Genomic DNA, 22258 nt, shown 5'->3' on the forward strand with positions numbered 1-22258 from the left:
GCTGTGGGGACGAAGTCAACACGCAAGCTGAGAGCACGTCATGCGCGTCCTTCACCCCTCCGCCTCCCGGCTCTTCTGCGCCGCCAGCCGGAACTCCTTCGAATGCAGCCCGTGCTTCTTCAACAGCATCTGCAGATGCGACCGGTTCATCTCATAGCGCCGCGCCAGTTCCGCCACGGTCCCACCGGTCTCCTTCAGACCGCGTTCGAGAAACGCGCGTTCGGCTTCATCGCTCGCCACGCGTTTCGCTTCCGCGAGCGAGCTCGCCGTCACGATGCCGTTGCCGTTCGCCGAGGCATCGTTCATAGCCAGCGAGAGCGACGACTTCGGCCGGATATCCACCGGCAGATGCTCGAGGTCCGCCATGTCGGTGGCGAGGCACGTCAGCCGGTACACCACGTTGCGCAGCTCGCGGATGTTGCCGGGGTAATCGTAGTTGCGCAGGAAATCGCGCAACCGTGGCGACATGCGCACTGGCCGGCGCTTGAGCGTGGCCGCCGCTTCATCGCCGAAGTACTGCAACAGCAACGCAATCTCGTCGCGCCGTTCGCGCAACGCGGGCAGAGTCAGGTGAATCACGCTCAGACGGTAGAACAGGTCTTCGCGAAAACGCCCTTCGTCGCAGAACTGGCGCAGGTTGCGGTTGGTCGCCGCGACGATGCGCGTATCCACCGCAATGGGTTCGTCCGACCCCACGCGCTGAATCTCATGCGCCTCCAGCACGCGCAGCAGCTTGACCTGGCCCGTGAGCGGCAACTCGCCGATCTCATCGAGAAAGATGGTGCCGGTATGCGCGCTCTCGAACTTGCCCTTGCGATCGTTGGTCGCGCCGGTAAACGCGCCCTTGCGATGCCCGAACAGTTCCGACTCCAGCAGATTGTCCGGAATCGCGCCGCAGTTGACTGAGATATACGGCTTATCGGCGCGCCCGCCATTCGCGTGAATGACCTTCGCCATCAGTTCCTTGCCGGTGCCGCTCTCGCCGTCGATCAGGACCGGCAGATCCGTGGGCGCAGCCTTTTCGGCAATCTCCAGCGCTTCGAGCAGCTTGGGATTGTCACCGAACGTCCCTTCGAAGATGAAGCTGCGTTCCAGCAAGGCCCGCCGCCGCGCACCCGGCGATAAGTCCCGCTTTGGCTCCGCTGCCGCTGCCTGCACGAAACGCTCCTTGTGCGACATCTGCATGACTTCGTCGCGCAGGGCGCTCGCCTGACGCAGCAGCTTTTCGATTTCAGGGCGTTCGAGACGCGAGGTCCAGCGCAGTGTCGAGCGCAGGATCTCGATCTTCTCGATGAGTCCCGCATACGAGATCGCCGAGGTCGGCGCGCTGGCTTCGCTTTCCGGTTGGTCGAGTATTTTCATGCTGCGCTCAGTTGCTTCTGCACGAGTTGGTAGTACATGCCTTTTCTCGCGACGAGTTCGTCGTGCCTGCCCTGCTCGACGATGCCGCCTTCGTACAGCACGAGAATCTTGTCGGCACGCATGATGGTGGACAGCCGGTGCGCGATGATGACCGCCGTGCGCCCCTTCAATATCTCCTGCATGTTGCCGAGGATGTTGCTCTCCGATTGCGTATCGAGCGCGGACGTGGCTTCATCGAACACCAGCAGGCGCGGGTCGTGATACAGCGCCCGCGCGATGCACAACCGCTGAATCTGTCCGCCCGAGAGTCCCACGCCGCGCTCGCCCACTACCTGCTCGTAGCCGAGCGGCATCTTCACGATGAACGCGTGGGCATCGGCCATCTTCGCGACTTCCTCGATGCGCCTGCGGTCCGGCGCTTCATCGCCGCTCGCGATGTTGTCGGCAATCGTTCCCGAGAACAGCAGGTTGCTCTGCATCACATAGCCGATCTGCGCGCGATAGAAACCCTTGTCGACCACAGTGATGTCGTAACCGTCCACCGTCATTTTGCCTTCGCTCGGCCCGTAGAAACCGACCAGCAGTTTCGCGAGCGTCGTCTTGCCCGAGCCGCTGCGCCCGACCACCGCAATCAGCTCGCCCGGCTTGATGTCGAAGCTGATGTTCTCGAGCACGTAGGGCGTCTCGCCGTCGCCATAACGGAAGTACACGTCCTTGAAGCTGATGTCGCCCTGCAGGTCGGGCAGCATCACGCGCTGCTGCATGTCCTCGGGCTTCTGCTCCGGTTCGATGTCGAGCACATCGCCCAGCCGCTCCATGGCGACGCCTGCATCGTTGAGCAGGCTCCAGAGGTTGATGAGCCCCATCAGCGGCGCGAGCACGCTGCCCATGAACGCGTTGAACGCAATCAGCTGGCCGATGGTCAACTCGCGCGCCAGCACCAGGTTCGCGCCCACCCACAGTACGCCGATGGTCGTCGCCGCGTTCAGCAACTGGCTGCACAGTCCCACCGCGATATTGAAGCGCTGCGAGCGGTATTGCGTCTCCAGCGACTTCGCGTACTTCTTCTCCCACTTGAGCCGCACGGCACGCTCGATGCCCATGCCCTTCACGGTCTCGACGCCGCCGAGCGCTTCCATCAGATAGGAACGCGCGTCGGTGCCCGCCGAAAAGGTCTCACGCGCGTTCTGCTTGATGCGCGGCGTGGCGAGCACCGTGAGCGCTGTCATCGGGATCACGAATGCGATCAGCAACAAGGTCAGCTTCACGTTGTAGAGGAACATGATCGTGAAGTAGATGAAGATCATCAGCAGGTTCAGCACGGTGGTGACCGTCGATTCCGTGAGGAACGCGCGGATGGTCAGGTTCTCCTGGAAGCGCGCGAACACGTCGCCGGTCTTGCGCTTGGCGAAGAAGCCGAAGGGCAGCGAAAACGTATGCTTGAAGAACTGCGACATCATCGCGAAGTCCATGTTGCGCACCATGAAGTTCGCGAGATAGGCGCGGATGGTGGACATCAGCTGCGTGAACAGACTGGAGATGATGAGCCCGGCAATCAGCACATGCAGCAGCCCGACGTTCTGATGCACGATCACGCCATCCAGGATGTTCTGGATGATGAGCGGCGGAATAACGCCCAGCACCTGGATGACGAAGGTGGCGAGAAACAGGTGCAGCAGGATCTTCTTGTAGGGCTTCAGATAGCCGACGAAGCGCAGCCACGGCGAACGCGACACCGCCTTCTGCGCGAGATCCTGTCCCGGCGTGAAGAGCAGGCAGGTGCCGCTCCAGCCGCGCTCGAACTCGCCGACGGTCATCTTCCTGAAGCCGAGCGCCGGGTCCGCGACCCACACGTTGTCCTTCGAGACACCGTAGATGATGATGTAGTGATAGCCCTCCCAATGCGCGATGAACGGCATCTCGAAGCCGCGCAGCGATTCGAACGTGCATTGCACGCCGCGCGCCGTGAAGCCAAGCGATTCCCCGGCGCGCGCGAGTGAATCGAGCGTCGCGCCGGAGGTCGTCACGTTGGCGAGTTCACGCAGCTTGCCGAGCGTCATGTTGATGCCGTAGTGCCGGCAGATCATCGCGAGGCACGCCGCGCCGCAATCCATCTCCTCCGCCTGTTCCACCCAGGCGAAGCGCTTCAGGATGCGTTCGCCCATTTCGGGGCGCGTGTGCAGGTCGAGCATCGCGGGCAGGCGGCGGCGCTCGGCCATCTTCTTCTGCCGTTGCATCTCGCGCTCGGTGAAGCGGATACGTTCCTCCAGCACCTCGCGCAGCTTCACATTGCGCTCGATGATGAAATGCACCGTCTTCTCGGGAATCACGAGCAGGCGCGTATCGGTGCTTGCAATGGCCGAGGCCATCTGCTCCTGGCGCATCACGCAGGCCTTCTCGCCGAAGATCTCGCCGGGACCGAGCGTCGCGAGCACATGCTGCTGGCCGCCTTCCTCGCGCACGATGCGCACTTCGCCCTGCCGCACGACATAGAGCCGCCGGTCGTCGCGCGAATCCTGCTTGAGGATTTCCTTGCCCTCGGCCACACGCTTGACGCCCACGCTGCGCACGCACTCTTCCAGTTCGGCCTTGTTGAGCTTGGTGCGCAAGTCGAAAAGCTTGGCGACGAAGCCGCCCGCCGAATTGATCGCGACATAACTCGTCACGAAGGCGAGCGCGGCGGGATTCTTCGCGATGACCACTTCGATCGCGGCGCGCGGAATGAACAGCAACTCGGTCTTGCCTGACGAGCGCACCGACGATTCATGGCGGTAGTCGCGCAGCATGGCGATATCGGCGAAGGTCTCGCGTTCCTTCCGGACCCCCATGCTGATTTCCTTGCCGTGCTCCTCGGTGAAGATGCGTACCGAGCCCGCCTTGACGATATAGAGACCATTGGCGGCGTCGCCGGCATTGCACACGGTCTCGCCGAAACCGAAACGGCGCGAGCTCGCCTGAGCGGCGAGTTCGTCGATTTCTTCGCGCGAAAACGGCGAGAGTATCTCCACCGACGAGAGGAACTCGGCGGGTGAATCGAGGCTCGATGGCGCGTCCATGTCGTGTCGCTTGCTCGGTGGGCTTCAGAGGTCTTCAGCGTGCTTCGATCACATGTTCCTGCGCCCGCAGCGACATCCATTCCTCGCGCAGCAGGCGGCGGATTTCGGCAGTCACGTCGTCGTCGAGCTGCGCGGAATACTTGGCCGTCACCGCGAAGATTTCATATGACGTCCCGTCGGCGGAGACGAACGGTCCCAACAGATCGCCGACTTCGGCGTTGAACACCTTCGCCTCGATCTCCGGCTTCAACTGTCCGCGCATCACCCGGCCAACCCGCCCGCCTTCGTCGCGCGTATCGGCCAGCGAATGCTCGCGCGCCATCTCGGCGAAGCTGTCGGGATCATCGTTGAGATAGGAGATCATCTCCTTCGCGCTGCCTTCGGTATCGAGCAGGATATGACTCACCTCGATGCTGTCGAAGCGCGGCGAATTCAGCTGGAAGTACTCCTCGACCTCGCGCGCGGTGCCCACGCGGTCCAGCATCTTTTCCTGATAGAGCGAGTCCGTGATGAACACCTCGAACTCGTCGAGGCTCACGTGCAGCGCATCGAGATAATTGTTCATGTCCGCCGCGCGATGCAGTCCGCGAATGCGGCGGAACTGGTCGGCGCGATTCTGGATTTCTTCGTCGCTGACTTCCACGCCGGTCTTGCGCGCCGCGCGCACCGTCAGCTTGTCGCGCACCAGTTGCTCGATGAGGCCGTCGAACTGGCCGCTCAGCTTCAATGACCTGAGAAACTCGCCGACGTCGACCACTTCGTCGTCGATACGCACAATCGCCGTCATGTTCTTCTCCGTCTGGATGTGTGTCGATCTGGTGATGAGCCTGCCCCTGCACCTACCCCGCCACGTTGCGGAACGGATCGAGCCCGAGGTCGATCAAGCGCCGCTCGCGCACGACAATCTCCGCGTTCGCCGTCATCCCGTAGCGCAGCGGATAACGCGTATCGGCAACCTGGTAATAGTCGCGATCGAGCGTCACGCGTCCTTCATACACCGGCTGCTTGGTAGTCGGACTCGGTTTCGTCGCGGGCGAGATGAACGCGAGCGTGCCGTCGATCACCCCGTAACGCTGATACGGAAACGCATTGAACTTGAGCTTCACGCGCTGTCCTTCGCGCAGGAACGCGCGGTCGTGTTCCGCGATCTCGATCTTCAGCACCGGCTTGGCATTCGCCGGCGCAATGCCGCCTATCGGCGTGTTCGCCTGGATCTTGTCGCCGGGCTGGGTGGACGTGACATCGGTGATGACGCCCGACACCGGCGCGAGAATCAGCAGGAAATTGTCCTTGTCGATGTTCTCGAACTTGATGCGCGCGGCGGCGTCCGCCACCAGCCGCGCGGTCTGTAGTTGCAGACGCAACTTGTCTTCGGTGCTCGCAACCTCGCGCATCGCCGCCTCATACTGGAGCCGCAGGCTGGTCGCTTCCTGGCCGCTGGTTTCCAGTTGCCGCTTCGCCTGCGTGAAGTCGTGGCTCAGGCGAAAGTCGAGTTCCGCGAGCCGCGATTGCTCGACGCGATACGCGCCGTCCGCTTCGAGATAGGCATTGCGCTTCTGGTCCACCTGCGTCTGCGCGATGCCGCCGCCGCCCGGCAACGCGAACAGGCGCTGGAAGCGGTCGAGTTCGACCTTGGCGGCATCGCGGGCGCGACGGGCGTTCTCCAGTGTGCTGCGCGCTTCCTGCAACTGCGCCTTCTGGCCTTCCGCGAGCTTGCTCGTGCCTTCGGACACGCGCTGCTGGTGCTGGTGCTCCTCGACATCCATCTGATCCTTGAGCGCCGCGATGCGCCGCTCCATCAGCAGTTTCTTTTCCGGGAACTGCTTCCATTCGCGCTCGGCGTCATCGAGCTTCAGTTGCGCTTCAAGCGCGTTGGAGGCTGCCTCGATCGCGCCGCGGGCATTGAGACGCGCGATCACGTCGTCCTTGCGCACCGGCTGGCCTTCCGCGATGTACAGATCGGCGAGTTCCCCGTCGATGGGCGCATAGAAGCGCCGCACCTCCGATTCCGGCGCGAGCGTGCCCTGCGCCGACACCATGACGTCCGCATGGCCGACGAACGACCAGATCAGCCCGGAGCCGATCAGCGCGACCATCGCGAAGACCAGCGCCTGCGTGAACCTCAGCGGCTCCGCGGTGAGGATCGAGATGCCTTCCACGCCGTGATCCCCAAGCGCTTCGGACAAGGGCTTAAGGTGTGCGTCTCGCTTCACTGGTCGCGCCTCCGCCGGGGTTCGTCATGGCGCCTTGCGCGCCGCCGATCAGTCCAAGCTTCGTATTCAGCAATCCGGGTTCGAGCACCATGCGCAGATCCTGCAGCGAGCGGCGCTGCAAGTCCGCTTCGGTGTCGATCTCCCGCGCCAGCGCGCTCCACTTCGCGCTCGCGGCATCGGCCTTCACCTGCCTGAAGATGCGCATGCCGCGCGTGGCGGCGTCTTCCGCGTCGGACAGCAGCTTCGCCTGTGCGCGGAAGGTGTCGGACACGTTGGCCTCCAGCCGCTGCGATCCGCCAATGCCGCCGTTCGTCCGATACTGCTGCCACGACGTCTGCGCCTGCGCCATGAGCGACTGCGCGCGGGCCGTCGCGCGGTCCTTCAGCGAAGCCACTTCCGGCGCGACGGTCTTTACGTAGTACGCGTCACTGTCGAAGTCGAGCGTCTCGTAGAACGAGAGCAGCGTTTCTTCATAGTTCTTCGTGCCACGTGCCTTCTGCACATCGGCGAACTGCGCGGCCACGGCCTTCTTGTGCGCCAGTTCCTTCTGCACCGTTGCAGACCATGCGCCCTGCGGCAACTGCTGCAGCGCGTCGATCGCCCGGGCGCTCTTGCCCTCGTTCCATGCGTCCGCCACGGCGGCATACTGCGTCAGCACCGGCTGCGGCGGCAACTGACCCGCGCTCATCTGGCGCAGCTTGTCCTGGAACGGCGGCGTCGAGAAATTGGCCTTCTTCAACGCAGCCGCGAGCGGCGCAAGGCTCGCGCCATTCAGGCTGCGACGCACGGCGCCGAAGGCATCGAGATCGGCGCGCACGCGATCGAGGCCCGCGAGGCGCGGATACTTGTCCGCATAGTCCTTGAGCGTCGCGTCGATGGCATCGAGATCGTCCTGTCCGAGACTCTTCACGATGCTCGCATCCAGCCGGTCGATGGCCGAGAGGTACACGGAATCGTCGCTTTGCAGCTTGCGCAGGTGACTGAGCGCCAGTCCATACGGCTCGCGAAACTCCGGCACATAGCCCGCGATGCGGTCAAGGTCGCGCTGATGCCCGCTTGCATCGGCGTCCCAGTGCTTGAGGATCGCATCGATGCGCGGCTCGTCGGCATAGATGCGGATGGGCGCATCGGCGCCGCCGCGGCCCATCACGAACGCTTCCAGCTTGCCGATCCAGGTCAGTTCGTCGAGCAGCGAACGCACGTCCGCGTTGTGTTCGCCGAGCGCCCTCATCTGCGCGATGATCGCGTCCGCGCCTTTGAAATCGCCTTTCTTCAGTGCAGCGAGCCAGTGCGGCACGTTCGACTTGAGCACCGCCTCGGTGTTGATCGCCGTGTAATGCAGGTCCTGCGGATGATTCTTCAGATACGTGTCCGTGGCGCCGGCCGCCGCGCTGTAGTCGCCCTCCGCCATCAGCGACTTGACGTGCCGCTCGGACGAGCCGCTATAAAACAATGCCGTGCCAGCCGCCACGAACACCGCCAGCACACCTGCCACCACCATGCGCGTGCGCCGCGACGCGGAACGGTCATCGCTCGCCAGCGCCCGGCGCAATTCCCCGACGAACAGCGCAGCCTTGCTCCGTTTCGCCTGCTGCGTGTCCGGGCGTTTCTCTTCGGCGACGCCGGGCTGCGCATCCACGTTGATCTCGTCTTCACGGGCGGCCGCCTGATCCACGCAGAAGATGTCGAGAAACGAATGCGCCGACCCGACGAAGGTCGTCTTGTCGCTGTCGAACGCTTCTTCGGGCGCGACCTGTGCCTGCGGGCTCTTCGGCTGGGCCATTTCGGTGAGCGTCGATTCGCCTTCGTCGCCGTGCAACCGCACCGTGTACGCAAAGTGCGTCCCGCCGAACGCGACACGGTCGCCGTCCTTCAGTTCGAGCGCCGACGCGCCGAGCCGCTCGTCATTGACGAAGGTGCCGTTGGTGCTGCCGAGATCCTCGACGAACGGCGCGCCGCCCTTGATGAACACATGCGCGTGTCGCCGCGACACATAGTTCACCTGATGCGGATAGCGCTCGCGAAAGCGCGCGAAGTGATCGTCCGTCTTGCTGACGAGAAACGGAAACTGCACCAGTTCGATGATCTGCAAGCCGAGATCGTCGCGTTGCGGCACGAAGGTGACGCCGACCGGCTTTGACTGGCCCGCGCCGCGTGCGCGCGGGGCGAACTGCACGCGATACGACAGCCGGCTGCCGAACGAAACGATGTCGCCGCTGTGGACGCGCGCGGGTGTTTCGCGCACGGGCGTGCCGTTGACGGCGGTGCCGTTCTTGCTGCCGAGATCGGCGATATAGACGAAGCCGTGTTCGATGAAGATCCGTGCATGCCGGCGTGACAGCTGCGCCACGGCTTCGGGCGGGCTCGCGTCGAACGGCGCTTCGGCGCGGCCGATCGGGAACAGGTTTTCGTCGATGCGGATTTCCGTCAGATGCTCGGCGTCGCTGCCGAGCTCCGGGTTCGGCAGCGGCTTCAGGATGACATCGAACGCCTCGCCGACACTCGGCGGCGGTTCCGCGACGGGATAGCCTTGAGCCATGTCCATGTCACACGCTGCGTCCAGCCGCTGCGGCCGACGCGTTATGGGAACGCCCGTCGACGCCGGGTACATGGACAAGTTGAGCCGCACCGGAGGCTGCAGCAACGGGTTCCGGCGGCTGTTGAAAGTTTAAGTCACGCATCGTCGTAGTCAATCGTGCGGTCGTGAGCAATCCTGCATGGATTACTTCATATGAAACATCGCCGCGGCGCATGGGCCGAAGCGCTGCTTACTTCATCGCGTCCTTGCTCGCGCTCTGCACGTCGACCGTCGGCCAGCCGCCGCCCAGCGCCTTGTAGAGCGTCACCGTATCGGAGAGGATCTGCTGATGATTCGCCAGCAAGGCCAGTTGCGCGGCCAGCAACGTACGTTCGGTCTCGAATACCTGCAACTGCGAGATCACGCCTTCCTTCAGCTGCGCGTCGATCTGCGCGGCCACGACCGACAGCTGATCCACTTCCTGCTGGAGCTCGCCACGCTGCTTCATGTGCGAGTCGAGATTGACGAGCGCGTTCTCCACTTCTTCGAATGCGCCCATCACCGTGCTTCGATACTGCTGTTCGAATACCGTGGTCTGTGCTTCGGTGGTCTTCACGTGGGCACGCACGCTCGGGTCCAGCAGCGGAATGTTGATGCTGGGCAAAAAGCTGAACGTGAAGGTCTTGAGCAGATCCGTGAGCGCGAAGCTTGCCGTGCCGCCGCGTCCCGTCAGGCTGATGGTCGGCAGTTGCGCGAGCTTTGCCTGGCCGACGAGGTCGTACGCTTCGAGCACGCGGTATTCGGCCGCGATCAGATCGGGCCGGCGCGACAACAGTTGCGACGGCAGACCCGACGGCACCGGCGGCGCCTGCACGCGCTTCTGGAGCTGGCCTTCGGGCACCTTGAAATTGCCGGCCGGCACGCCGATCAGCGTCGCGAGCGCGTTGTCGCCGAGATCGCGCGAGCGTTCGATCTCGAGCAGATCGCGTGTCAGACGGTTGAGTTCGGCGCGCTGCGTCAACACCTGGGTATGCGGCACGAGACCGTTCTTCTCCATGCCTTCGAAGATCGTCAGGATCTGCTGATTGGTCGCGATGGTTTTCTTCTGCTGATCGATCTGGTCGTCGAACTGGAGGATCTGGAAGTAAGTGGTCGAAACCGACGAGACGAGTTCGAGATAGCCCGCGCGCCAGTCGGCCTCGGTGGCGCGGAACTCCGCCTTCTGGGCCTGCACGCCCTTCTCCACCGCGCCCCAGATGTCGATGTCCCAGTTCACCTGCGTGGCGACGTTATAGGTCTTCGAGAACTTCTGGCCGGTGGTCTTTTCGAAGGCCGCGCCCGCACCGAGGTCCATCGAAGGCAAGGCGCCCGCGCGCGCTTCGCCGATCTGCGCGCCCGCTACCTGGATGCGCGCCGCGAGCACCTTGATGTCGATGTTGCCCTTGATGGCCTGCTCCACCAGCGAATCCAGATACGGATCCTTGAACTGCTTCCACCAGTCGGGCTGGATGGTGTCGGATGCGGCGACGGCGGGTGCGTCTATTTTGGTGAATGCGGTTTTCTCGGGCGTGTCGGGGCGCTGGTAGGTGGGCACTTTCACGTCGATGCAACCGGACAGCAGCGCGGCGGCGCATAGCCCGGCGGCCGTAGACCAGCGACGACCCGATCGCACGCGCAACGATGGCAACAAGGCTTGCACGATCTCACTCCCGGTGAACGCGCACCGACGGTCGGATGAACAGGTGAGAAGCGCGGCGCCGACCGCGATTGACGTCATTCAGTCAATCAAGTAAATCACACGGCGCACCGCGACTCCATACGGGTTATGTCACATGGCGCGCGCGTGTTCTGCGACACGACGCGCGGCCATGAAGCCCGCGTGCGGGCGGTGTTACGGCAGAGCTCCCCGTGCCCCGCCCTTCCTCGACTGCTGCATTGATGCATTGATGCGTTACTGCTGCGACGGCTGTTTCATTCCCGGCAACGTTCAGGCGACATCGCCCGGCACGCCGAAATTGAAGTTGGTGATGTTCTTCGCATCCTGTTTGGGCGCGACGTTCGATCGTGCGGCGAGGCCTTCGGCGAAGGCGATGTTGCTGCCGTTTTCGTTCAGCGTCGTCTGTGTCTGATTGATGAACTGCTGCGGCGTGAGCGACATCGCGAACGCCGAAAGGTCCAGGCCCGGGAAAAAGCTTGAAGCAAGCGAAGCGTTGCCGCCGCGCACGGCATTCATCGCACGGCGATCCAGTTCCTCGCTGACGGGAAGATCCTTGATGGTGAGCTTCGTCATGTCGGTTCCCCTTGGGTGGGTGGCAGGTTCGAGCGTGGTGTCGGCTCGTACCGCTTAAATGCATGGGTCATGCCAGTCGCTTCGCTGCATCGTCTTTTCTTCGCTATGCCTTGTCCGGCATGGCTTGCATCGATACGGCCGGTGCTGCGCTTCAACAGCTTGTGATCGTCCTGGACCAACACTTCGTACTGCGGCTGTTGGCCCCTCAGCAACATGCTTAGTTATCTACAGGGCGAACGCTCCCGCCGCACCAGAAGGTGCGCCGCTTCATCTGCTGGGAAGGAAAAGCGCCGCGCGCGGCGGCGCCCGATTCACCTGACGTAGATCGTGATCTTCTTGGAATAAACCGGCGGGTTATGCGGTATGTGCTTGTCGTCGCCCATCAGGAGCTGCAGCGTGTGCTTGCCCGGCGGAAGCTCGATCAAGGTTTCCGTTTCGCCGGCGCCGTAGTGCAGGTGATTGCGGTCCGATGGAATCTCCTGATCCATCGGCGGCAAATCCACGTCGATCAACAAATGATGATGTCCCGTGTTCGGAAACTTGACGCCCCGCGGCGCGACGCCCATGAAGCGCAAGCCGAACCAGACCTTGAACGGCTTGCCCGCCGGCAGGGTCTGGCCGTCGTTCGGATAGCCGATGTACGCGTAGGCATTGGCCGGCGCGGGCGTCGGGCCGGCCAGCGTGTCCGTGGACGCAATGAGCGCAGTCGCGGTGACGAGCGTGGCCGCCAGCAGGAGAGCGGGCGCGCGAGCGGATCGATTCTTCATGTCGTATGCCCTCGGCAAGTGTCACGCCTTCACGGTGATGGTGATCTTCTTCGAGTACACGGGCGGGTCGTGCGGAACGTGGTTGTAGTCGCCCATCAGAAGTTGCAGCGTGTGCTTGCCGGGCGGAAGCTCGAGACGCGCATCGGTTTCGCCGGCACCGTAGTGCAGATGATTGCGATCCGATGGAATCTCCTGATCGAGCGGCGGAAGGTCGGTATCGACCAGCAAGTGATGATGGCCGACGTTCGGCATGTCGATGCCCTTCGGACACACGCCCATGTTGCGCAAGCCCATCCGCACCCACAGCTTGCCGCCGCTGATCACCGCGCCGTCGGGCGGCCAGATGATGTAGGCCTCGGCGTTCGGCGGCGCGGGCGTGCGGGCACGCGCGGCGGGAAACGACGAATCGGCGACGAGTGCGGCAAGGGAAGCCAGCGCGCCCAGCACAGTTCTTCTCAGCATGTTATGCACGCCTCTCGGTTGAAAGGGCATGGCGGTCAGCCAGGGAATCGCTTCCTGCACGAGCGTACGCACCGGTACGGCCATGCCTGAAGCGCTCGACATCGTCTGCGGTTTTTTTAGATTAGGCCGTAACGTTTAAAAAAGATACGTACGCACGCAGGGCCCCGAATGCCTGATTGCGGAGCCCTCCTTCAAGGGGATGAAGCATCGTATGACTAAGTGCTATCGTTGTTGTTGCTGCACTGGCACGGAAACGCGCTTCGCTTCACGTGACCGGCCCCGGGCGCGGACCTCGCCCGTGCAGTCTTTGCGCAGAAGCGCGCAAGCGGCGCTGCGCCCTACAACTCGAAGCCGGACGCACAGGGTGTGAATATGTGGCGAACTCTTTTCATCGCAAGCATGTTCGTAACGATCGGCGCCGCGCTCGCGCCCGACCACGCGGCGGCGTCGAGCGCATCCGCAGAACCGCTCGCCCCGCATCGCGCCGCGCTCGTCATCGGCAATGCGGACTATGAAGGGCATCCGCTGCCAGGCGCCGCGCACGATGCGGACGATATCGGCACGGCACTCGCCTCGCTCGGCTTCGAGGTCACGCGAGGCATCGATCTGGACGCCGGCGCGCTGCGTCGCTCCATCGACGATTTCGCCAGCCGGCTCGGTCCGCGCGACACGGCGCTCGTGTACTTCGCCGGTCACGGCGTGCAAGTGGGCGGCGATGCGCTGCTCCTGCCGCTCGATGCGCGTGCGGCCGCGCCCGCGCAGCTCGTCGAAAAGGGCGTGGCGGCGCGGGAGATCGTCGAGCGCATGGCGCGCGCGCGACCCGACGGCGCGAATCTCGTCGTGCTGGACATGTGTCTTTCGGAGCCGTTCGAAAAGACAGCGCCGGCAGTCTGGCGCTTGCCTCCGCACACGCTCGTTACTTATGGGGCCGCGCCGGGCGAAGAGGCTGGCGAGGGTCCGCGCAATGGCCGGTATACGATGGCGTTGCTGCATGCCTTGGGCGAGCGCGATGGTTTGTCCGCCGCGACGTTCAGCGTGGCGGCCGTGCGGGTCGCGCAGCAATCGCATGAATCGCAGCGGCCATGGCTTGCGTCTTCTCTGGAACAGGGCTTTGTGATTGGAGAAGCATCGGACAGCATGCGTGTGACTGCCTCAACCGCCACGCATGCCGCCGAATCCGCCATCGACGAACCCATCCGCACGCGCGGCATTCTTCCCAAGGACAGCAACGAGCAATATGAACTGGCGTTCTGGGACTCGATCAAGGACAGCACCTTCCCGAGCGACTATGAGGCCTACCTGAAGGCCTATCCGAACGGCCGCTTCGCGGCGCTCGCGAAGGCGCGCATCGAACGGCTGCACGCGGCCGGCAACGCGAAGCCAAGCGCGTCTGCGCCTGCTGCACAGCCCACGGCTCCGTCCGCCGCCACTGCCACGCCCGCCGCGCCTGCGCCCAAGCCGGCGCCTGCCGTCGCCGCGGCTCCTGAGAAACCGCGTTCGCCTCCCCCTGCCCCCACGCCCGCGGCGCCCGCTGCGACAGCCGCCGCTGCCGCCGCGTCAGCCAAACCCGCCGCGAAGACTGCGGGCGGAGAGATCAAGGACTGTCCGGCCTGCCCGGCCCTGATCGCGATCACGCCCGGCAGCTTCACGATGGGCAGCAACAACGACGATCCCGCCGAGAAGCCGCCGCACAAGGTATCGATCGGGCACGCGTACGCCATCGGCAAGAACGAAGTGACGGTCGAGCAATGGAACGCCTGTGCCGATGCCGGCGCTTGCACGCGCATCGCACCGGATGGCGAGACGGGCGCCAATGCACCGATGCGCAACGTCAGCTGGGACGACGCGCAGGTGTATGTCAAATGGCTGAGCAAGACAGGCGGCAAGCCGTATCGCCTGCCGACCGAAGCCGAATGGGAATACGCCGCGCGCGGCGGCACGCAGACGGTCTACTGGTGGGGCGACCAGATGAAGAAAGGCAACGCCGACTGCAAGGACTGCGGCGAGCCGTATCGTACGGATGCGCCGACTCCGGTCGGATCGTTCGCGGCGAATCCCTACGGCCTGCACGACATGAACGGCAGCGTCTGGGAATGGGTAGCCGATTGCTGGCACAGCTCGTACAAGAACGCGCCCGCCGATGGCCGCGCGTGGGACGAACCTTCCTGCTCGGTGCGCGTGATCCGCGGCGGATCATGGCGTGAAGGCGCGAGCTACATGCAGTCCGCGACGCGCTTCAAATACAGTGCGAGCGTGCGGCAGTCGCAGAACGGCTTTCGCGTCGTGCGCGAGATGGAATGAGGTGCGCGCTCAGCTTGTCATCCTGACGATGATCTGCTGCCGCGTGTCCCGCTCCATCTTGCGCAGCGCCGTCTGAGAGTCGCCGGGCGAGCAGGCCTGCTTGCCGAAGTCGGCGCCGAGCGTCCGCGTGATCCTGATCGTGTGGGTTGCGGGATCGAGCGAATAATGCGCGTGGTAATTGAGTTGCTGCTTGACGACCGCCCGCTGCGCGCAAACCGGGAAGTCAATGAACCGGCCGGGTATCAACGCTCAGTCCGGGCCTCTGATGGTGCAAAGCACCGACAGTACAGGACAAGGCCGCGCCCGAACGCTTCCCTCTGCCGAATCCCCTCTTCGCCAGAACCAGCCGTTTTATATCACGTTGAGATATACTTTCGCATTCGACGCACGCTCGCTCTCGCACCTTCCGCCGGCCAGACAGTGTGTAACCCGCTGACTGACTTCCCCGGAATGCCCGACACGTGTCGCGACTCGCCTTACTCCGCTGGCTGCATGGTTTCCTTCCCGCTCCCGTCACGCTGCGCTGGAGCGAGCGCCTGCGCGGCGGTCTGGGCGCGCTGATCGGCATTGCGCTGACGGGCGGCATCGGCCATCTGCTGACGGGCGGCGCCGCCGCCATTCCGTATCTGATCGCGCCGATGGGCGCCTCCGCCGTGCTGCTGTTTGCGGTGCCGGCCAGCCCGCTGGCGCAGCCGTGGTCGATCATCGGCGGCAATCTGGTGTCGGCGACGGTCGGCGTGACGTGTGCGCTGCTGATCCACGATCCCGTCGAGGCCGCCGCCCTCGCCGTCGCGCTCGCCATCTGCGCGATGTTCGCGCTGCGCTGCGTGCATCCGCCATCCGGCGCGGTCGCGCTGACGGCCGTGCTCGGCGGGCCGTCCGTTCACGCGCTCGGCTACGGCTTCGTGCTCGCACCGGTGGCCATCCAGTCGGCGGCGCTGCTGGGCGCGGCCATCGTGTTCCATGCGCTGACGGGTCATCGCTATCCGCACGGCCATGCGACGCCGGCACCCGCCGCCGCGCCGCAGGACGCCGCATCGTTCACGCGCGCGGATCTGGAAGCCGTGCTCGCGCGCCGCAGCGAACTGCTCGACGTCGATCCGGACGATCTGGAAACCCTGCTGCGCGAAACCCAGCTGCAGGCCTATGCGCGCCGCTTCACCGAGTTCCGGTGCGCGGACATCATGTCGCGCACGGTCGTTTCGGTGACGCCGCAGACGAGCGCAGAAGAGGCGCTCGCGCTGCTCGGGCGCCATCGCGTGAAGGCGCTGCCGGTGATCGACGCAGCACGCCGCGTCTGCGGCATCGTCACCCGTGCGGATCTTGCGCCCGTGCGGCGCGACGGAACCCTGCACGACCTGCGCAGCGCGCTCGCGCGAGCCGTGCGCGGACCCTCGGCGGAGGCGCCGCGCGTCGCCACCCTGATGACGACCGAAGTCCGCACCGTGACCTCGAACACCGCCATCGCCGAACTGGTGCCGATGTTCGCGCACTTCGGCCATCACCATATTCCGGTCGTCGGTGCGCACGGCCGGCTCGCCGGCATGATCACCGAAGCCGACCTGATCGCCGGTCTCTACCAGCAGTCATTCGCAGCCGAGCGCAAGCAGGCCTGACCCACCTCGTTTTCACAGACCGTTTCCATGACTCGACCCCGCACGCTCGCCAAACCGGACTTCGAACAGCTGTCCGAATTCCGTTATCAGATGCGGCGCTTCGAACGCTTCTCCGAACACGCCGCGCAGGACGAAGGCATCACGCCGTTGCAGTACCTGCTGCTGCTCCACATCAAGGGCTATCCGGGCCGCGCCTGGGCGACGGTCGGCGAACTGGCCGAACGGCTGCAGTCGCACCATCACGGCGTCGTCGCGCTGGTCACGCGCTGCGAGACGGCCGGGCTCGTGCGGCGCGCGCCGAGCGCGACGGACCGCCGCCAGGTGCAGGTGCATCTGGAAGCGCGCGGTGAAGAAGTGCTGACGCGCCTCGCCGCGCTGCACCGTGCGGAGCTCAAGTCGCTGCAGGGCGCGTTCCGCGTGCCGCAAATCGATCTTTGATTCATCAGGACATCGGGAGCCCATCTCATGGACCAGCATAAGCATAAACGCGACTTTTCCGTCAACGACCGCCTGCTGACGATCTGCGGACTGGCCGCTGTCATCGGCGGGATCAGCACGCTCGCGGCAGTCGTGCTGCTCGGGCTGATTCATCTGTTCACCAACCTGTTCTTCTTCGGCACGTTCTCGGTCCAGGAACACTCTCCGGCGCTCAACATGCTCGGCCCCTGGGTCATCGCGATTCCGGTGATCGGCGGGCTGATCGTCGGGCTGATGGCGCGTTTCGGCTCGGAAAAGATTCGCGGCCACGGCATTCCCGAAGCCATCGAGGCCATCCTGTTCGGCAAGAGCCGCATGTCGCCCAAAGTCGCGATCCTCAAGCCGCTGTCGTCGGGCATCGTGATCGGCAGCGGCGGACCGTTCGGCGCCGAAGGTCCGATCATCATGACCGGCGGCGCGCTCGGCTCGCTGATCGCGCAGTGCATCAACGTGACCGCCGCCGAACGCAAGACGCTGCTGGTCGCGGGCGCGGCCGCGGGCATGACCGCCGTGTTCGGCACGCCGGTCGCGGCCGTGCTGCTGGCCGTCGAACTGCTGCTGTTCGAATGGCGCCCGCGCAGTTTCCTGCCGGTGGCGCTCGCGTGCGCTGTCGCGGGATTCGCGCGCGCCGCGGTGTTCGGCACCGGCGCACTGTTTCCGCTCGAGACTGCGCCGCCGCACATGCTGTCGCTGTTGTCCTGCCTCGTCGCGGGCCTGCTCTCGGGCGCGCTGGCGTCGGGCTTGTCGGCGTCGCTGTACAAGCTCGAAGACCTGTTCCACAAGCTGCCCATCCACTGGATGTGGTGGCCCGCGCTGGGCGCGGTGTTCGTCGGCATCGGCGGCTATATCGAGCCGCGCGCGCTCGGCGTCGGCTATGACGTGATCGGCGACCTGCTGCACCAGCACCTTGCCATCCAGGTGGCGCTTTCGATCCTCGCGGTGAAGGCGATCATCTGGGTCATCGCGCTCGCGTCGGGCACCTCGGGCGGCGTGCTCGCCCCGCTGCTGATGCTCGGCGCCGGCCTCGGCACCGCGCTCGGCGCGATCCTGCCCGGACACGACGCGGCGCTCTGGCCGCTGGTGTGCATGGCCGCGACGCTCGGCGCCACGCTGGGCGCGCCGCTGACCGCCATCGTGTTCGCCTTCGGCCTCACGCACGATGCCAACGCGCTGCTGCCGCTGCTCGCGGCGACCTTGGTTGCACACGGCTTCGCCACCGTCGTCATGAAGCGCTCGATCATGACCGAGAAGATTGCCCGGCGCGGCTATCACATCTATCGCGAATACGGCGTGGACCCGCTGGAGCGGCATCACGTCGATGAGGTGATGACGCGCGATGCCCAGACCATCGACGCCGGCACACCGCTCGCCGACGTCCTCGCGAAGCACTTCGGCCCGCAGCAGATGCACCGCGCGTATCCGGTGCTGCGTGACGGCGCCCTCGCCGGCATGCTTGACCGGGCGTTGCTGGGCACGCTGATCGGCGCTTCGTCGGTGCAGGACGCGGGCATCAGCGTCGGCGATGCGCTGCGCCACGCCGGTTTTGCCACGCCGGTCTTCGCGCTGCCCGGCGAACCGTGCCGTCTGGCGGCCACGCGTCTTGCCGTACACGAACTGGAACGCCTGCCGGTGGTCGCGGACGCGGCTTCGCTGCGGCTGGTGGGCATCGTCGCGCGCAGCGATCTCGTGAAACCGGCGCGCGCGCACTTCGACGAAGAACATCGGCGGGAGCGGTTCAGGGGATTCCGACGCGCGCCCGCGTTGCGCAAACACTGAGGCGGCGCGGAACTTTCTGGCGGGATCGCGTTTCCGAAAGCAGTCGTCCATGCTTTCGCAGGAGCCAAAAAGATGGCCGCTTTCCCGCTTGCTTTCCCATGCGACATCCCGGCGCGCGTACAGCCGTCATGACCACGCGCCGCGCCTTTCTTCACTGGACGGCCGCCGCGGCGCTCACGGCGCAAGCCGGACGCGCCACCCGAGCCGCCGACACGCCGCCCATGCTCAAGCGCCCGATTCCCTCGTCGGGCGAGCCGCTGCCGATCGTCGGCTGCGGCACCTGGCGCACCTTCGACGCCGGCACGGACGCCGCCCGCCGCCGCGAACTCGCTGACGTGCTGAGTGCGTTGTTCGCGGCGGGCGGTTCGGTGATCGATTCCTCGCCGATGTACGGCTCCTCTGAAGAAGTCGCGGGCGCGTTGCTGGCCGACGCGCACACGCGCGGGCGCGCCTTCATCGCGACCAAGGTCTGGACCGAAGGCCGCGCGGCGGGCATCGCGCAGATGGAGCAGTCGCTGCGCTACTGGCAGACGGATCACATCGATCTGATGCAGATCCACAATCTGCTCGACTGGCGCACCCAGCTCGCGACGCTGCGCGAATGGAAGGCGGCCGGCAAGGTGCGCTACGTGGGCGTCACGCACTACACCTCCAGCGCGTTTCCGCAGGTGGAAGCGGTGCTGCGCTCGGAGCGTGTGGACTTCTTGCAGATCAACTACGCCGCCAACGATCGCGACGCCGAAGCGCGCCTGCTGCCGCTCGCGGCGGAACGCGGGGTCGCGGTGATCGTCAATCAGCCGTTCGGCGGCGGCTCGCTGCTGGCCAGTCTGCGCGGCCGGCCGCTGCCGGACTTTGCGCGCGAACTCGGCTGCGGCTCATGGGCACAGCTTCTGCTGAAGTTCGTGCTGGGCAACCCCGCCGTGACCTGCGTGATTCCCGGCACGGGCAAGCGCGACTACATGATCGACAACGCGCGCGCGGGCAGCGGCGACTTTCCGGACGCGGCGATGAGACAGCGCATTGCCGCGGCCGTCGCATGAGGAGCCGATCATGAACGATCCGTATGACCTGCAGCGCTTCGTCGATGCTCAAGCGAGCGTCATCGAAGACGTCCGCGCCGAGCTTGCCGCCGGCCGCAAGCGCACGCACTGGATGTGGTTCGTCTTTCCGCAGATAGAAGGGCTGGGACACAGCGCGATGGCGCAGCGCTACGCCATCGCGTCGCGTGACGAAGCCCGCGCGTATCTGGCGCATCCGGTGCTCGGCGCGCGACTGGTCGAGCTCACGCGGCTCGTTAACGGCGTGCAGGGACGCGGCGTGGACGCCATCTTCGGCTATCCGGACGACCTGAAATTCCATTCGTCGATGACGCTGTTCGCCCGCACCGCCGACGATCCCACCGTCTTCGACGAAGCGCTGCGCCGCTATTTTGAAGGCCGCGCCGACGAAGCGACGCTCGCGCGCCTCTAGCCTTCCCGTCGACGGGCACAGCCGTTGCGCGAGAGTGGGCATCCTCATCCGAACGGAGCCTCATCTCATGAGCCATGCCTTCAAGGTCAAGGACCACGTCAGCTGGAACACCCCGCAGGGCGAAACGACGGGGCACGTCGTGCGCGTCATCACCGAGCGGACCCATCTCGACGGCCACACCGTCAACGCCTCGTCCGACGATCCGCATTTCGAGGTCGAAAGCGACAAGAGCGGCAAGCGCGCCGTCCACAAGGGCGATGCGCTCAAGCGCATCTCGCGCTGAATCCCTCTTTCCGACAACCGCACGCTCGCACTAATGCAGTGCGCGCGGCGCGGGCTGACACCGTTTCTGCAAAAGTCACGAGAAACGTTCAAACTTCCATCGCGCTGCAAGCTTGAATCGCGCATTTCCCATTGAACCGGTTGGCCCAACCCTTTGAGGAACAGAAGAATGAAAGCGAAACTCGTGGCACTGCTCGTTGCATCGTCGGCACTTGGCCTGACTTCCACGGCATCGTTTGCCCAGGTCGCCGGCGCCCAGCCGCTCGGCGTATCGGTCGAGGTCTCGACTGCCATCATCAACGGCTGGAGCGTCAAGAAGTCCATCCTCAACAAGCCGGTCGTCAACGACCAGGGACAGCGCGTCGGCGTGATCCACGACATCATCGTCGCGCCGGACAAGTCGGTGTCGTTCGTCATCATCGCGGCGAACCAGTTCCTCGGCGTGTCGCATCACGATGTCGCCATTCCGGTCGATCAACTCGACGTGAAGGACGGCAAGCTGGTGCTCGCGGGCGCGACCAAGGACGCCATCAAGGCGCTTCCTGAGTTCCAGTACAACAAGGTCAAGGCCACGCCCCAGCCGCGCGCCGAATACGAGCATCACTGATCCAGCCTCTGCGTCATGAACGGGGCGGCCTCGCGCCGCCCTTTTTTCCAGCCAACGGAGCCCCGCCGATGTTCAACGCCCTCATGCTCCAGAAGCACGACGAGCGCACGCTTGCCGCCATCGAATCCATCGACGAATCCCGGCTTGCCACATCGAGCGACGGCGACGTGCTGGTGCGTATCGATTACTCCACGCTCAATTACAAGGACGCGCTCGCGATCACGGGCCGCGGCCCGGTCGTGCGCACCTGGCCGATGGTGCCGGGCATCGACTTCGCGGGCGTCGTCGAGACGAGTTCGCATCCGGACTATCAGCCCGGCGACGCGGTCGTCATGAACGGCTGGGGCGCGGGTGAAACCCACTGGGGCGGACTCGCGCAAAAGGCGCGCGTGCCGGGCGCGCATCTGATCAACCTGCCCACGGGCATCACGACGCGCCAGGCGATGGCCGTCGGCACCGCGGGTTACACGGCCATGCTGTGCGTGCAGGCGCTGGAGCGGCACGGCGTAAGCGCCGCCGACGGCGACATCCTGGTGACGGGCGCGAACGGCGGCGTCGGCAGCTTCGCGGTCGCGATTTTGGCGCGGCGCGGCTATCGCGTGATTGCATCGACGGGACGGCCCGAAGAAGCCGCGCGGCTGCGCGAACTGGGCGCGGCGGATATCGTCGAACGCACGACGCTGTCCGCGCCGGGCAAGCCCTTGCAGAAGGAACGCTGGGCGGCGGCGGTGGATTGCGTCGGCAGCCATACGCTCGCCAATGTCTGCGCGAGCCTGCGCTATGGCGGCGCGGTGGCGGCGTGCGGCCTCGCGCAAGGCATGGATCTGCCGGCAACGGTTGCACCGTTCATCCTGCGCGGCGTGGCGCTGCTGGGCGTGGACAGTGTGTATGTGCCGCGCGAGCGACGGGTCGCTGCGTGGCGGGCGATCGAGGAAGACGTGCCGGTGGCGACCATGGACAGCGTCGCGGCCACGATCGCACTCGCCGATGCACCCGACTACGCGGCCCGGCTGCTGCGCGGTGAAGTGGCCGGGCGCGTGATCGTCGACGTCAACGCCTGA

19 protein-coding genes are annotated in these 22258 nt (G+C 65.1%); 9 read left to right on the forward strand and 10 right to left on the reverse strand.

The genetic code is table 11. The features are described from left to right. Positions 1-51: 51 nt before the first annotated feature. From QCE83_RS31375 to QCE83_RS31415, 9 genes are all read right to left on the reverse strand, one after another. Positions 52-1362, reverse strand: coding sequence for a sigma-54 dependent transcriptional regulator (locus tag QCE83_RS31375; RefSeq protein WP_309820267.1), 1311 nt, complete (start codon positions 1360-1362; stop codon positions 52-54). After that, positions 1359-4418: a peptidase domain-containing ABC transporter gene (locus QCE83_RS31380; RefSeq protein WP_309820268.1), complete on the reverse strand. Its 3060-nt coding sequence runs from the start codon at positions 4416-4418 to the stop codon at positions 1359-1361. The genes QCE83_RS31375 and QCE83_RS31380 overlap by 4 nt, the downstream gene beginning before the upstream one ends. 34 nt (positions 4419-4452) lie before the next feature. Then, on the reverse strand, positions 4453-5205 hold the full coding sequence (locus tag QCE83_RS31385) for a peptidylprolyl isomerase (protein WP_309820271.1): 753 nt from the start codon (positions 5203-5205) through the stop codon (positions 4453-4455). A 52-nt stretch (positions 5206-5257) separates the two neighbouring features. Further along, complete coding sequence (locus QCE83_RS31390) at positions 5258-6631, reverse strand: HlyD family efflux transporter periplasmic adaptor subunit (protein WP_309820273.1); 1374 nt, start codon at positions 6629-6631, stop codon at positions 5258-5260. Continuing rightward, positions 6609-9170, reverse strand: a complete 2562-nt coding sequence (locus tag QCE83_RS31395) for an FHA domain-containing protein (RefSeq protein ID WP_309821192.1) — start codon at positions 9168-9170, stop codon at positions 6609-6611. The genes QCE83_RS31390 and QCE83_RS31395 overlap by 23 nt, the downstream gene beginning before the upstream one ends. A gap of 229 nt (positions 9171-9399) precedes the next feature. Then, a complete protein-coding gene (locus QCE83_RS31400; RefSeq protein WP_309820276.1) occupies positions 9400-10848 on the reverse strand; it encodes an efflux transporter outer membrane subunit in 1449 nt (482 codons plus the stop codon). Between the two features lie 288 nt (positions 10849-11136). Then, complete coding sequence (locus QCE83_RS31405) at positions 11137-11439, reverse strand: hypothetical protein (protein WP_309820278.1); 303 nt, start codon at positions 11437-11439, stop codon at positions 11137-11139. A gap of 311 nt (positions 11440-11750) precedes the next feature. Continuing rightward, positions 11751-12206, reverse strand: coding sequence for a DUF4399 domain-containing protein (locus QCE83_RS31410; RefSeq protein WP_309820279.1), 456 nt, complete (start codon positions 12204-12206; stop codon positions 11751-11753). 21 nt (positions 12207-12227) lie between these two features. After that, complete coding sequence (locus QCE83_RS31415) at positions 12228-12668, reverse strand: DUF4399 domain-containing protein (protein ID WP_309820281.1); 441 nt, start codon at positions 12666-12668, stop codon at positions 12228-12230. A gap of 372 nt (positions 12669-13040) precedes the next feature. On the opposite strand from QCE83_RS31415, the gene QCE83_RS31420 reads away from it, so the two are divergent. After that, on the forward strand, positions 13041-14969 hold the full coding sequence (locus tag QCE83_RS31420; RefSeq protein ID WP_309820283.1) for an SUMF1/EgtB/PvdO family nonheme iron enzyme: 1929 nt from the start codon (positions 13041-13043) through the stop codon (positions 14967-14969). A 9-nt stretch (positions 14970-14978) separates the two neighbouring features. On the opposite strand, the gene QCE83_RS31425 is transcribed toward QCE83_RS31420, so the two are convergent. Further along, positions 14979-15215 carry a hypothetical protein gene (locus QCE83_RS31425; protein ID WP_309820284.1) on the reverse strand — a complete coding sequence of 79 codons (237 nt, stop codon included), beginning with the start codon at positions 15213-15215 and terminating at the stop codon, positions 14979-14981. 215 nt (positions 15216-15430) lie between these two features. Between QCE83_RS31425 and QCE83_RS31430 the strand changes: the two genes are divergently transcribed. The 8 genes from QCE83_RS31430 to QCE83_RS31465 all read left to right on the forward strand — a co-directional run bounded on the left by QCE83_RS31430 (position 15431) and on the right by QCE83_RS31465 (position 22258). After that, complete coding sequence (locus QCE83_RS31430) at positions 15431-16585, forward strand: HPP family protein (protein WP_309820287.1); 1155 nt, start codon at positions 15431-15433, stop codon at positions 16583-16585. A gap of 27 nt (positions 16586-16612) precedes the next feature. After that, complete coding sequence (locus QCE83_RS31435; RefSeq protein WP_309820289.1) at positions 16613-17023, forward strand: MarR family transcriptional regulator; 411 nt, start codon at positions 16613-16615, stop codon at positions 17021-17023. Between the two features lie 27 nt (positions 17024-17050). Further along, complete coding sequence (locus QCE83_RS31440) at positions 17051-18838, forward strand: chloride channel protein (protein WP_309820290.1); 1788 nt, start codon at positions 17051-17053, stop codon at positions 18836-18838. A 128-nt stretch (positions 18839-18966) separates the two neighbouring features. Beyond that, the gene (locus QCE83_RS31445; RefSeq protein WP_309820292.1) at positions 18967-19878 is read left to right on the forward strand and encodes an aldo/keto reductase; all 912 of its coding nucleotides are present in this window, start codon (positions 18967-18969) and stop codon (positions 19876-19878) included. 10 nt (positions 19879-19888) lie between these two features. Then, on the forward strand, positions 19889-20308 hold the full coding sequence (locus tag QCE83_RS31450; protein WP_309820294.1) for a DUF1810 domain-containing protein: 420 nt from the start codon (positions 19889-19891) through the stop codon (positions 20306-20308). Positions 20309-20375: 67 nt separating this feature from the next. Further along, the gene (locus QCE83_RS31455; protein ID WP_309820296.1) at positions 20376-20591 is read left to right on the forward strand and encodes a DUF2945 domain-containing protein; all 216 of its coding nucleotides are present in this window, start codon (positions 20376-20378) and stop codon (positions 20589-20591) included. Between the two features lie 168 nt (positions 20592-20759). Beyond that, on the forward strand, positions 20760-21197 hold the full coding sequence (locus tag QCE83_RS31460) for a PRC-barrel domain-containing protein (protein WP_309820298.1): 438 nt from the start codon (positions 20760-20762) through the stop codon (positions 21195-21197). 68 nt (positions 21198-21265) lie between these two features. Beyond that, positions 21266-22258 carry an MDR family oxidoreductase gene (locus QCE83_RS31465; protein ID WP_309820300.1) on the forward strand — a complete coding sequence of 331 codons (993 nt, stop codon included), beginning with the start codon at positions 21266-21268 and terminating at the stop codon, positions 22256-22258.

Origin of the sequence: Caballeronia sp. LZ034LL, assembly GCF_031451215.1 — a bacterium.
GTDB lineage: Bacteria > Pseudomonadota > Gammaproteobacteria > Burkholderiales > Burkholderiaceae > Caballeronia.